Annotated in this window: 10 protein-coding genes, 1 pseudogene and 1 riboswitch; of the genes and pseudogenes, 1 reads left to right on the forward strand and 10 read right to left on the reverse strand. The window is 44.0% G+C overall.

The genetic code is table 11. The features are described from left to right. Positions 1 to 88: 88 nt before the first annotated feature. From BXY_RS01005 to BXY_RS01050, 10 genes are all read right to left on the reverse strand, one after another. Positions 89 to 697: a thiamine phosphate synthase gene (locus BXY_RS01005; RefSeq protein ID WP_004313169.1), complete on the reverse strand. Its 609-nt coding sequence runs from the start codon at positions 695 to 697 to the stop codon at positions 89 to 91. A gap of 62 nt (positions 698 to 759) precedes the next feature. Further along, the gene (locus BXY_RS01010; protein ID WP_008770632.1) at positions 760 to 1,452 is read right to left on the reverse strand and encodes a HesA/MoeB/ThiF family protein; all 693 of its coding nucleotides are present in this window, start codon (positions 1,450 to 1,452) and stop codon (positions 760 to 762) included. 4 nt (positions 1,453 to 1,456) lie between these two features. Continuing rightward, positions 1,457 to 2,581: a 2-iminoacetate synthase ThiH gene (gene thiH, locus BXY_RS01015; protein WP_004313167.1), complete on the reverse strand. Its 1,125-nt coding sequence runs from the start codon at positions 2,579 to 2,581 to the stop codon at positions 1,457 to 1,459. Between the two features lie 87 nt (positions 2,582 to 2,668). Beyond that, the gene (gene thiC, locus BXY_RS01020; RefSeq protein WP_008643678.1) at positions 2,669 to 4,366 is read right to left on the reverse strand and encodes a phosphomethylpyrimidine synthase ThiC; all 1,698 of its coding nucleotides are present in this window, start codon (positions 4,364 to 4,366) and stop codon (positions 2,669 to 2,671) included. 12 nt (positions 4,367 to 4,378) lie between these two features. After that, complete coding sequence (locus tag BXY_RS01025; RefSeq protein ID WP_008643676.1) at positions 4,379 to 5,152, reverse strand: thiazole synthase; 774 nt, start codon at positions 5,150 to 5,152, stop codon at positions 4,379 to 4,381. Positions 5,153 to 5,305: 153 nt separating this feature from the next. Continuing rightward, positions 5,306 to 5,926: a thiamine phosphate synthase gene (locus BXY_RS01030; protein WP_015531007.1), complete on the reverse strand. Its 621-nt coding sequence runs from the start codon at positions 5,924 to 5,926 to the stop codon at positions 5,306 to 5,308. 4 nt (positions 5,927 to 5,930) lie between these two features. Continuing rightward, on the reverse strand, positions 5,931 to 6,131 hold the full coding sequence (thiS, locus tag BXY_RS01035) for a sulfur carrier protein ThiS (RefSeq protein WP_015531008.1): 201 nt from the start codon (positions 6,129 to 6,131) through the stop codon (positions 5,931 to 5,933). A gap of 60 nt (positions 6,132 to 6,191) precedes the next feature. Further along, positions 6,192 to 6,285: riboswitch (TPP riboswitch) on the reverse strand. A 55-nt stretch (positions 6,286 to 6,340) separates the two neighbouring features. Beyond that, positions 6,341 to 8,323 (reverse strand): sensor histidine kinase, encoded by a 1,983-nt coding sequence (locus BXY_RS01040; protein WP_015531009.1) that lies wholly within the window; start codon positions 8,321 to 8,323, stop codon positions 6,341 to 6,343. A gap of 148 nt (positions 8,324 to 8,471) precedes the next feature. Next, complete coding sequence (locus BXY_RS01045) at positions 8,472 to 9,089, reverse strand: superoxide dismutase (protein WP_008022648.1); 618 nt, start codon at positions 9,087 to 9,089, stop codon at positions 8,472 to 8,474. Positions 9,090 to 9,164: 75 nt separating this feature from the next. Next, positions 9,165 to 10,904: an RHS repeat protein gene (locus tag BXY_RS01050; RefSeq protein WP_134993104.1), complete on the reverse strand. Its 1,740-nt coding sequence runs from the start codon at positions 10,902 to 10,904 to the stop codon at positions 9,165 to 9,167. 146 nt (positions 10,905 to 11,050) lie between these two features. Between BXY_RS01050 and BXY_RS01055 the strand changes: the two are divergent. Further along, positions 11,051 to 13,428 (forward strand): annotated as a pseudogene (locus tag BXY_RS01055) (ATP-dependent helicase). Positions 13,429 to 13,443: the final 15 nt, after the last annotated feature.

The following is a 13,443-nucleotide window of genomic DNA, read 5'->3' on the forward strand; positions in this document are numbered from 1 at the left end:
TTTAATATTTCATAATTGGGAAAAACACTTCTCTTATTGGATAAAATGAGGAAGCATAACCAGTTAGTTTTATGATCGGCTATATTTATTAATCTGATAGTTTCTTCAGCTTTTTGAAATGCTCGATTACGGCTAAATAATTTTGGTCCTGACAAGCGTCGAATCTATTCCAGAGATCTCCTAAGACGACAGCCCCTCCGAAACCGAAATCCTTAATCTCCAATAAATTGTCTTCATTGATACCTCCCAATGCCATCACTTTCGAGTCGATAATCTTGGCTCTTTGTGCTTCGCGTAACTCTTCGGCAGTGTATGTTGAATAGTAATTCACTTTAGAGATACTGTCATAGATAGGGCTCATAAAAACATAGTCGTAAAAGTGCTTTCTGTTTTTTACCTCCTCCACTGAATGGCAGGAACAACTGATATGACCATAATAATCATGCGGTTCTTTGGGGTTACGCGCATTCAGGTGAATTCCCATCAGGTTGAATTCTTCTTTTAGATAAAAATGCTCATGTGTAACGATGCGACGGTGATATTTATCCGGAATAAGTGTCAATAGCCGTTCCGAATACATAGCCGGAGTCTCCGGCTTTCTAAGATGTAGGACATCCAGCCCCTCTTCGAAAAGAGCGGTAATAATCTTATCTTCTTCGACGAAGAAAGTAGGGGTGGTAACTACAATTAGTTTCATTTCTTTTGTTAAAATTGGATTGTTTAGCAAAGTTACTAATTAACTATGTCAGAAACCAACCTTTATAGTGAAAATTTGTTAGATTGCAGTGTCCGCAGGTCAATTGTCCATAGTTCGCCGGCTAAAACATCACCAAAGCCACAGATTATTTTCAATACTTCCGTAGCTTCAATGCTCCCTACAATGGCAGGAGTAACCCCCATCACTCCTTTGGGCGGAGGAGGCATCCGTTGCATTTCTTCTTCATCGGGATAAAGATCCCGGTAGTTTTTCTTTTGATTTCCGTAGTTGAATACAGAAACCTGTCCTTCAAAACCGCAGATAGCACCATATACGTAGGGCTTTTTCTGTTCAATGCAAATGTCGTTAATCAGGTAGCGGGTGGCAAAGTTGTCGCAGCCATCCACCACTATATCATATTCCTGAATGATATCATACGCATTGTCTTTCGTCAGCCGGGCAGCGTAGGGGTGTATTTCGATTTCACTGTTGAGAGCGGAGAGCCGTTCCGCAGCACAGATAGCTTTTGGTTTACCTAATTCCTTTTCGGAATAGAGCACTTGTCGTTGTAGGTTGGTGATGCTTACCAAGTCATCATCTACCAGTCCCAGGCATCCCACACCTGCACCTGTCAGGTAGAGGGCGATGGGAGAGCCCAGCCCTCCCATGCCTACAATAAGCACTTTGGCTTCCTGCAGTTTCTTCTGACCTTCTTCTCCGACTTCGGGAAGTATAATTTGTCTGTCGTATCGCATCTGTTTATCTTTTAAAATCAAAAGACTGATCCCAATCTTTCCAGACGGGTTCACGACCCAGTTTTTTCAAATCACGTTCCACTTCAACCGCCTTTCGCTCATCACTTACGTGAAATTGTTCCAGGGTTTGAGGATAACTGAAATATCCTCCCGGTTCAGTTTTACTTTCCGCACTCATGGTGGTTACGCCAAGTGTTGCCATGTGGTTTCGGATTTCTGCGCTCTCACGGGTAGAATAAGAGATATCTACATCATGGTCGAAGATTCGCATGGCGAATGTAAGTTGGGCGAGTTCCCGGTCATTCATGACTACATTCGGCTGGAATCCGCCGTTTTCAGACGGGCGCATACGCGGGAAGTTTACGCTGTATTTCGTTTTCCAGTAATGTTTCTGTAAATAACGCAGATGATAAGCCATCATCGTTACGTCGGTTCTCCATTCCTCCAGGCCGATCAGGACACCCATACCAATCTTGTGTACACCTGCCTGTCCCATGCGGTCGAAGCCGTTTACACGCCATTCGAATTTTGACTTCATGCCTCTTGGATGATACGTTTTGTAATTTGCTTTATGGTAAGTCTCTTGAAAACAGATCACTCCGTTCAGGCCATGATTGGTTAGCTCCTTGTATTCTTCCGCTTTAAGAGGCATTACTTCAATTTGTAGGTTGCTGAAATAAGGCTTTGCCAAATCCAACGCCCGGGCAATGTATGGGACACCTGCTGCGGCCGGGTTTTCACCGGTTACAAGCAGTAGATTCTCAAAAGGAGCCAACCGTTTGATGGCTTTGTATTCATTGACAATCTCTTCCTCTGTCAATATCGTTCTCTTCATCGGATTGCTGATGTGAAAACCGCAATAGACACAGGAATTGGTACATGAATTAGTCAGGTAGAGCGGTACAAACATAGAGATTGTCTTACCGAACCGTTCCATTGTATATTTCTGACTAAGGCGTGCCATCACTTCCAGATAAGGAGTGGCGGCAGGTGAAATCAGCGCCATAAAGTCGTTGACATCCAGATGCTCTTTTTTACCCAACGCACGGCGTACGTCAGCATCTGTTTTGGAATAGATGGCTTTTGTCGTCTCTTCCCAGGATATTTTTTCTAATTCGTCTGAGAACATTTTATTCAATTATAAATTAAAAATTGAAAATTAAAATGAGGGGAGAGAGGTAGGTCAGTGGCCCGACGTTTTGTTTCTCCCCACTCATTATTTATTGCCTTTGGCACTTTTCTTTAAATCGCGTGACAATCTCATTGCACAGAAATTAGGTCCGCACATCGTACAATATTCTCCATCGATATGGTGTCCTGCACGGAAATAGGTCTGCGCCCGTTCCGGATCGAGAGACAGGTCGAACTGGTCTTTCCAGCGGAACTCATAGCGAGCTTTACTCAATGCGTTGTCGCGTACCTGTGCACCCGGGTGTCCTTTTGCCAGGTCAGCGGCATGAGCGGCTATCTTGTAGGTAATAACTCCTACGCGTACGTCTTCTTTATCAGGTAAGGCAAGGTGTTCTTTCGGGGTGACATAACAAAGCATAGCCGTCCCCAACCATCCGATTTGTGCGGCACCGATAGCAGAAGTGATATGGTCGTATCCGGGAGCAATATCCGTCACCAACGGGCCGAGCGTGTAGAAAGGGGCGTCATGGCATTTTTCAATCTGACGTTCCATGTTCTCTTTAATTTTATGCATCGGAACGTGTCCGGGGCCTTCAATAAATGCCTGAACATTTTTATCCCAGGCACGGAGCACCAGCTCTCCCATGGTATCGAGTTCGGCAAACTGCGCTTCATCGTTTGCGTCGTAGATAGAACCCGGACGAAGTCCGTCACCTAATGACACGGCTACGTCATATTGTGCCAGAATATCACAGATATCGTCAAAATGATCGTATAAGAAACTTTCCTGATCGTGTACGAGGCACCATTTACTCATAATACTTCCTCCACGGCTGACAATGCCGCACAAGCGATTATCGGCAAGATGAACATTATGACGGCGAATCCCTGCATGGATGGTAAAGTAATCGACCCCTTGTTCACATTGTTCAATCAATGTGTCCCGGTAGATTTCCCAGGTGAGGTCTTCCACTATGCCATTCACTTTTTCAAGTGCCTGATAAATAGGAACAGTGCCTACTGGTACGGGACAATTACGGATAATCCATTCACGTGTTTCATGGATGTTTTCTCCTGTGGAAAGATCCATCAACGTGTCTCCACCCCATTTGCAGCTCCACAGTGCTTTCTCCACTTCTTCATCAATGCTGGAGGTAGTAGCCGAATTTCCGATGTTCGTATTGATTTTTACAAGGAAGTTACGTCCGATAATCATCGGTTCAGCTTCCGGGTGGTTGATGTTGGCCGGTAGTACAGCACGTCCCTCCGCAATCTCCTGACGAACAAATTCGGGGGTAATGTGAGTTTTAATTCCCAGTTCCTCACAATTCATATTTTCGCGGATCGCTACGTATTCCATTTCAGGAGTGATAATTCCTCTTTTGGCATACGCCATTTGGGTGATTGTTTCTCCTTTTTTAGCACGGTAGGGCAGGGCGATGTGTTCGAAACGTAAGTGATCGAGACTTTTATCATCTCTTCTCATTTGTCCGTATTCCGAAGTAATTTCAGGCAACTGTTCCACGTCACCACGACTCACGATCCATTCTTCACGCATGCGGGGCAGTCCTTTTTTGAGGTCAATGTTCATTTCTGCATCACTGAACGGTCCGCTGGTATCATATACATATATTTCCGGATTTGGTGTTGCTATCTTTTCTTCGCCTTCAAAGCTGACACTGGGCACTTGCTCCACTTTCCGCATGGCAACGCGGATATTCGGATAAAGTTTACCGGGTAAATAGACTTTCTGCGAGCGGGGGAATTTTATTTTTTGTTCCATAGTTTATTTGTTTTAATCAAGAAAAGCCGTTAGAGGTGAACTTGCTTCTGCTACGAAGTCGATGGCTTGTAATCCTAATCCTGCTTCGTAAGCCTGTCTTCCGGCTTCTGTAGCTGCTTTGAATGCTTTAGCCATTTCTACCGGATTTCCGGCAACGGCTATTGCAGTATTCACTAATACAGCGGAAGCTCCCAGTTCCATTGCTTCGGCAGCATGGCTTGGCGCGCCGATACCGGCATCCACTACCACCGGGATACCTGCCTGTTCGATAATGATTTGCAGGAATTCTTTTGTCTGCAATCCTTTGTTCGTACCGATGGGTGCACCGAGCGGCATAACGGTAGCTGCGCCTGCTTCTTCCAGCCGTTTGCAGAGTACAGGGTCAGCCTGGCAATAAGGTAACACGATAAAGCCCAGTTTCACCAGTTCTTCCGTAGCTTTCAGTGTTTCGATAGAGTCGGGGAGCAGATAGCGCGGGTCCGGATGAATTTCCAGTTTCAGCCAGTTTGTTCCAAAAGCTTCGCGAGCCAGTTGTGCGGCGAAAACAGCTTCTTCCGCGTTACGTACACCGGAGGTGTTGGGCAATAACTGAATATTCGGATGAATAATATGTTTCAGCATGTCGTCCTCTTTGTTATCCATGTCGATTCGTTTCATGGCAACAGTTACCATTTCCGTACCCGAAGCCAGAATAGCTTGTTCCATTACTTCATTGGAATTGAATTTTCCTGTTCCCAGAAAAAGACGGGAGCTAAATTCGCGTCCCGCAATTACTAACTTTTCCATTCTATATATTTTAGTTGATTATTTAAATGCTGATTTTTTGAGACAGAAGAACATAAGAACAAAAATAAAACAGTAGAAATAATTATCTAAGTGCAGCTTTTATGTTCTTTTGTTCTTCTGTCTGAATTAAAATTCCATTTATCATTTGACAAATTATAGATCACTTTCAATGATTCTACGTGTTTCTTCTACCGGATTATCTGCTCCGAGAATAGTTCCTGACAGGGCTATTCCATTTACTCCTGTATGAAGTATGGCAGGAATATCCTCAAAAGTGATTCCCCCGATAGCTACAACGGGGATTTCGATATTCGCTTCCTTCATCTGTGAAAGAATAGAAGAATAGCCCTCCAAACCCAGTACAGGGCTTAGATTCTTTTTAGTGGTAGTAAACCGGAAAGGACCAATGCCGAGATAATCGGCTCCGGCACGATAGTGCTGTACCACATCTTCGAAAGTGTTTGCAGTGCCGCCGATAATAAAGGCTTCACCAAGTATTTGGCGGGCCTGGTCGATAGGCATATCCTTTTTGCCTAGATGTACACCGTCCACTTCCAGCTTTTTGGTCAGTTCGACGTGGTCATCCAGAATCAGGATTGCTTCGTGCTCTTTGCAAAGCGGCTTCAGTTGCAGGGCTACTGCTTCCACTTCTTCGAGAGGAGCGTCTTTCATACGTAGCTGGATCCATTTGCATCCGCCTTCGAGTGCCATACGTGCCGATTCGAGGTACGAATACTGTTCGGTCTGATGCGTGATAAATTGTAGACTAATCATCTCCTTATCCTCCACAAGCAGCTTTGATAATCACCAGGTTGTCGTTCTCGTGTAGAATGAAACACTCCCATTCGGTACGGGGAATCATTTTGTTGTTTACGGCGATAGCAATGCCTTGAACCGGAAGTTCGAGCTGTGCTGTCAGTTGCGTAAGGGTAGAGTCAGGAGACGTTTCCACCTCTTTGTTGTTCACTTGTACTTTCATTGTCCTATCAGAATAAATAAGTTGAAAGTAAATACAAAGAGCGTGCTTAAATGGAAAGGCGATAAGAAGAAACACAATCCCTACGTCAGTATTAACTGCCTCAGGTTCCTAGGGTATAATCTCAGCCCCTCATGGGGCACCCCTTTGTCTTTACGGGAGCAAAGTAAGCGAAAAAGAAACAGAAAAACACTAAATCAGTCGATTTTTTTTCATTTTTCTGTTGATTCCTGTTTTTTGATGGGATGAGAAAAGATAAATCGGGCACCATTTTTGTAACTCTTGTCAATCCATATATCACCTCCCATATATTGGATGGTCAGTTTGCAGATAGCCAGTCCCAACCCTGTACCCTGCACGAATTCATTCAGCTTTTCGAAACGTTGGAATACGAGTTCCTGTTTATCTTCGGGGATTCCCGTGCCGGTATCTGTCACCGAGAACAGCATACATTGCTTTTCTTCGTCCACTTCATAATCCAGCGTGATACTTCCTCCGGCAGGAGTGAATTTCAAGGCATTATTCAGCAGGTTGATAATAATCTGTTGCAGACGCAACGGGTCCGTGTAGAGCATGTAAGGCTCCTTAGGCATTTGGAGTTTGATGTCTACATCCACTGTCTTGTTCCGGTTGGTGAGAGTAATCATATTCTGGCAATGGTTCACCAGCTCGCACCATTCATAGTTGAATTGCAGTTTTCCTGATTCCAGGCGTGATATATCCAGTACATCGCTAATCAGTTGGAGCAATAAATTGGAATTAGTCTGGACGATATCCGCATATTCTTTCAATTCATCATTCTGCTCTACCGAACCGATAATCAGGCTGGAGAAACCGACAATTGCGTTTAAAGGTGTCCGTATCTCATGGCTCATATTCGAGACAAAAGCACTTTTTAATTGATTAGCTTCTTCGGCGCGCTCTTTGGCGTCACGTAATTCGATTTCAGACTCTTCCAGTTTCTTTTTATCTTCCCGCAATTGTTGCGTGGTTCTTTCAAGGTGATTTTTCAGGATTTTCGTCCGGTAATAGTAATACAGGGAAATCATCAGACTTCCTACTAATACGAGGAAGATAATCAGGATAAATTGCACTTCTGTCTTGTAGGCTACAAAGAAGGGGATAGGCTGATTGATAACCATTGAGTTGACAGGCAACTTCTTGTTTTCAAATCCCCATTCCTTTAGTTTCTTCGCGTCAAATTTATATCGGTTGGGTAAGATATTGATGCTGCTGATACCCGTTTCCTTCTGGTCTAAAAAGCGGTAAGCATATTCTCCCATATTTTTTCCCACTCCTTCATATTGCGGGACATATCCTCCGATGGCCCAATAGCCTATTGCGGTGGAAGTCATACTGAACACAGGCAGGAGTGGATTGGCTTTGGAAAAAGCATAAACGGAGTTGTTCATGTAAGTGATCCCCCGGCTGTCAATTCTCCAGATACCAAGAAGCATTGCTGTGTTTCTGGGAAGATTGCGCAATTGATTGGCAGCCATATCGAGTGTGTGGATGCGGCCGTCAATATAGGTGATGGATAACTGCGGGAAATGTTGCAGGTTTTTCTTGAACCATGCCAGTTCGGCAAGTCCGTTATAGGTATTATCCGATACAAATACCAGGTGCTCTGTGTTCGGATAGAAATCTTGTATCATTTCGATATCTTTGCTGATATTATATTCGTATGTATCACAGTATTTTACGTTGTACTCCTTCATTCGTTCCGTTAAGTTGATACTTACAGGATTATAGTTCCGCATATCGATTGAATCCTCCGGAATACGGATGCCGTTGCGTGATGCCATTGCGCAGAAAACAGGAAGCTGCTTATATTTCTCATCTTCAAGATGAAGGAAACTGCTCCATGCTTCACCACCCAAAAGAATCACTAATTTAGCTTTCGGATGTTTGTCTAAAATATCGGTTAATGTTTTTTTCCATTGGTGCGCCTGCGTTAAATCCGTCGCATTCATGTTTTCTACAATGGTCGAGTATCTTCCTCCCAATTGGGTGTAGGTTTCTATAAATGTGCTGATGTTATCGTAGGTATATTTAGTGTCAGAATTGTATGAGGTAATGAACAGGATCTCTTCCTCTGGTTCTTCTGTGGCGGCAGCGTTACAGAAAAGGGGGAAGAAAAGAAGAACGGCAATGGAGACAATATATCGTATCTCTTTTCTTTTATATAGTACCATAATTGTTTGTTATGCTAGTTTATGGGTTGCAAAAATACAACTAATGCGTTTGATATACAATAAAAGTTTGTTTTTTTAGTCTGTAAAAAAGGTCGCTGTGAAAACACAACGACCTTTTTCATAAGTATAGTTTTGCTAGTAAATCCGGTTACATTCTTTTTTCAACCACATCCCAGTCGATGATGTCCCACAGGGCATTTACGTGGTCGGCGCGGCGGTTCTGATAATCCAGATAATAGGAGTGTTCCCAAACGTCAAATCCGAGAAGCGGTTTCAAACCGGCACGTACCGGATTGCTGCCGTTGGCTTCTTTCGTGATTTTCAGTTTACCATCTTTCCCAACGGATAGCCAGGCCCATCCTGAACCGAACAATCCGACTGCTGCTGCGTTGAATTCTTTCTTGAAGTTTTCAAAGCTACCGAAGTCACGTTTGATGGCTTCTCCCAGTTTGCCTGCTGGTTCCTTCTTTGAGGGTTTCGGGGCAAATTGCAGGAAGTACAGATTGTGATTCAATACTTGTCCGGCGTTATTGAATATAGCTCCGTCCGGTGCGGTTGCAACGATTTCTTCTACCGTTTTACCTTCATATTCTGTTCCGGGTACGAGGCTATTCAGATTATTTACATACGTTTGTAGATGTTTTCCGTAATGGAAATCTATTGTTTGCTGACTGATTACAGGTTCCAACGCATTGTTTGCGTAAGGAAGTTTAGGCATTTCGTAAGTCATGGTCATCATAATTAAAGACATTAATATAGTATTCATAATGTTACAAGTTTTAATTGGCTTGTTATACTATAATAACAGAAGCCTTCTGCAAAATGTTCACAGCATCTTACTTTATTTGTAAATGTACTGTATACGTTCCACCTCTTTCGGGTGATCGCGGTTGGTCCGGCAGATCCATTGGCCCGTATTGTCATATTCATAATAAGAATTGCCGTCAATCCGGTTCCCGTATTTATCATACAGGCAAGTCAGGCATCCGGACGTTTTTTGGTTATTACCCAAAATCCGTTGGTAGACAATCTGCGATAGATAACCGTATTTATCGTATTCATAAGCATCTTTTTGTGAAATAACCTGATCCGGAGAATTGGCAAAAAGCAAGTTTTGATGTTGGGATGAAACCAATCTTCCTTTATCATCATATTTGTTGGCGGTGTATGCCTGAAGTTCTCCGTTCTTATTATATTCTTTGGTTTCGGTCAATAATCCCCGTTTATTGTAGGAGCTTATGACGACTCTTCCGTCTGCATACTTGAGCGAATCACTCTCAATACTTCCATCGGTACCGATGCGGCGTGTCCGCCGGTAGAGATCCGTTTTGGTTTTCGGATTCGTTTGTACCTCAAAGATGCAGTGACCTTGCGGGTCGTATAATCTATTCGTCTGTATTTCATTGCCTGGCTGCCCGTTCTTCATGGTAAGTGCCAGGGTGGAGACGAGCTGTCCTTTATCGTCATACGAATAAGTGGTCGAGGTGGTCCCTGTACTGTCGTTTTCCGCAGACTTTATCAATCGCCCTCCATTATAGTATTTCACGGAAGTAGGGGTGGATATGATTGTTTGCAGAATAAAAGGTGCCCGCAGTGCGTTGGCTTGGTCGCGAAATTCCTTGTATCTGTGTGTGCAAAGAAAATCCTGCAACATACTTAACGATTCGGAACTGACAATGGCAGGTTTTAAAAGCTCAAAATCAGCTTTTTCACTAAGATATTCAAGGTCATCCAGGTGCGTACGTGCTGTGGAAGTCAGGTAAGGTGATTGCTTATAGTCGTCAATGATCTGTCGGATAGCTGTTGCATTTCCTTTCTCCCGGAGGCTGTCAATTCCTTGAAACAGAAAATCGTCGTATAATGTGCGGACTTCCGAAAGGAAGGGACGTGTATCTTTATCAGTGAAGAATTTCTGCATGGCGGCATTATCAAAGAATGCTTTGAAATTCGCAGAGGTCGGATTACTCTTTACAATCTGATAAAGCCGTTTGTTCTCCGCAGTGCTGATTTGAGAGATAAACTTGCCGTTCGGATATTCCGAGATATACGTTTGATAGATGTTCAGCGCAGGTGTTTTCAGCATCCCTTCCAGTAGGGCCAGTTCGCGGATGTCCCGCACCTTTTGCAAGAGGGCGGAGTCTGCCGGATAGCCGCTTGACTGGATGCTGTCCATCAATGTCTTGCTAAAGGGAATCTGCTCTTTCGATGCTTCCAGGATGGAGATAACAGCCTGTTCCGCTTTGTCTTGTACGTTGGAAAGCTGTATTTTCTCTTCTTCGCAGATATTCGGAAAATAAGCTTTCGTAGCTTGTTCGTAACAGCCGAAATAGTTGGTGGCGGCTTGCTCACTTTGTTTGTTCCACAATTCGTTGAGAACGTCCAACAATGCCAGTTCTTCGGCATAATAGGTTTGCGTCTCGTCATCTATCTTATCACGGTTTTTCTGCCATTTGTCGGCGTCATTATCGTTCAGATACCTTAGCAGCTTTTCCAAGCGGCTCTGTTTTTGTGCCATTGCCTGTGGAATGCAGGCAACCAGAAACAAACTTAAAATAATTGATAAAAATATACTCCTTTTCATTGCTTTTTGGGGTTAGGTTAAAATAGTTAGTGATGAAAATTCATAAAAATACCTTCATTCTCGAATGAATATTATACTTTTGTATTGAGAACAAATTTGAGTGCCAAGGGTTTGTTAAAAATCCACATTGTTTTTATAATGCTGTTATGAATACCAATTATATAGATGAATTGAACGAGAGTCAGTGTGCAGCAGTGACTTATAATGACGGTCCTTCGCTGGTGATAGCCGGTGCGGGTTCGGGGAAGACGCGTGTGTTGACTTATAAAATCGCTTACTTGCTGGAGCAGGAGAACGGGTATAATCCGTGGAATATCCTTGCGCTGACCTTTACTAATAAGGCTGCGCGCGAGATGAAAGAGCGTATTGCCCGGCAGGTAGGTATGGAACGGGCACGTTATTTGTGGATGGGTACTTTCCATTCCATTTTCTCACGTATTCTTCGTGCCGAAGCACAATATATCGGATTCACTTCCCAGTTCACCATCTATGATACGGCTGATAGTAAGAGCCTGCTTCGTTCCATCATTAAAGAGATGGGGTTGGACGAGAAAACTTATAAGCCGGGAGTAGTGCAGGCACGCATCTCCAATGCAAAAACCATTTGGTCACTCCTACGGGGTACGCTGCCAATAAAGAGGCTTACGAAGGAGATATGGCTGCCAAGATGCCTGCTATCCGTGACATCTATACCCGTTATTGGGACAGATGCCGTCAGGCGGGAGCGATGGATTTTGATGATTTATTGGTATATACCTATATTCTGTTTCGTGACTTTCCGGAAGTGCTGGCACGCTATCGGGAACAGTTCCGTTATGTGTTGGTGGATGAGTATCAGGATACGAATTATGCGCAGCATAGCATTGTTCTGCAACTGACAAAGGAGAATCAACGTGTCTGTGTGGTGGGAGATGATGCGCAAAGTATCTATTCTTTCCGTGGGGCGGATATTGATAATATTCTCTATTTTACGAAAATCTATCCCAACACGAAAGTCTTTAAACTGGAACAGAATTACCGTTCTACGCAAACCATTGTTTGTGCTGCCAATAGTCTGATCGAAAAGAACGAACGTCAGATCCGGAAAGCCGTGTTCTCGGAGAAAGAAAAAGGGGAACCCATCGGTGTGTTTCAGGCGTATAGTGATGTGGAAGAGGGTGATATTGTGGCTAATAAGATTGCGGAGTTACGTCGGGAATATCACTACGGATATGCTGAATTTGCCATCCTATATCGTACGAATGCGCAAAGCCGTATTTTCGAAGAGGCTTTTCGGAAACGGAGTATACCTTATAAAATTTACGGGGGACTCTCGTTCTATCAGCGGAAAGAGATAAAAGATGTGATTGCTTATTTCCGTTTGGTGGTGAATCCGAATGATGAAGAAGCGTTTAAACGAATCATCAATTATCCGGCTCGTGGCATTGGAGATACCACGGTCGGGAAGATTATATCAGCGGCTACCAATCATGGCGTAAGTCTTTGGGCGGCAGTCTGCGAACCCTTAAGTTACGGACTGGATATAAATAAGGGAACTCATGCAAAACTGCAGGGCTTTCGTGAACTGATTGAAGGTTTTATTGCCGATCAGGCGGATAAGAACGCTTATGAAATAGGAACGGACATTATCCGTCAGTCCGGTATTATCAATGATGTTTGTCAGGACACATCCCCCGAGAATCTAAGTCGTAAGGAAAATATAGAAGAGTTGGTGAATGGTATGAATGACTTCTGCGCTTTGCGGCAGGAGGAAGGCAATCCGAATGTGTCTCTTACTGATTTCCTTTCGGAGATTGCATTGCTCACCGATCAGGACTCCGACAAGGCGGATGATGGGGAAAAGGTAACGTTGATGACCGTCCATTCGGCTAAAGGATTGGAGTTTAAGAATGTATTTGTGGTTGGTCTGGAAGAAAATCTGTTTCCCAGTGGGATGGTCGGAGATTCTCCCCGGGCGCTGGAAGAAGAACGTCGCTTGTTCTATGTAGCTATTACCCGTGCGGAAGAACATTGCTATCTATCTTTTGCCAAAACCCGTTTCCGTTACGGAAAGATGGAGTTTGGAAGTCCCAGTCGTTTCCTGCGTGATATTGATGTTGATTATTTGCGGTTGCCGCATGAAGCAGGAGTGAGCCGTGCTGTGGATGAAGGTGCGGGACGTTTCCGCAGGGAGATTGAAGGGGGATTTGCCCGTTCTACTTCTCCGTCGCGTGCGCCTTTCGGTAGTAATTCATCCGAGCAGCGTGAACGTCCGAAAGCACAGATTATTGCTCCCAGTGTACCGAGAAATTTGAAGAAGGTAAGTGCTGTTGGTGGAAGTAGCAGTGCGCAGATGGCGTCTTCCGGTTCAGCATCGGTAGCAGGAGTACAAGTCGGACAGATGATAGAGCACGAACGTTTCGGATTGGGCGAAGTGCTGAAAGTGGAAGGAACGGGAGACAATGCGAAAGCCACTATTCATTTTAAAAATGCGGGTGACAAACAACTATTGTTGCGTTTCGCTCGTTTTAAAGTGGTAGAATAAATAATAACACTAAAT

The sequence above is a fragment of the Bacteroides xylanisolvens XB1A genome, from assembly GCF_000210075.1.
Taxonomy (GTDB): Bacteria; Bacteroidota; Bacteroidia; order Bacteroidales; family Bacteroidaceae; genus Bacteroides; species Bacteroides xylanisolvens.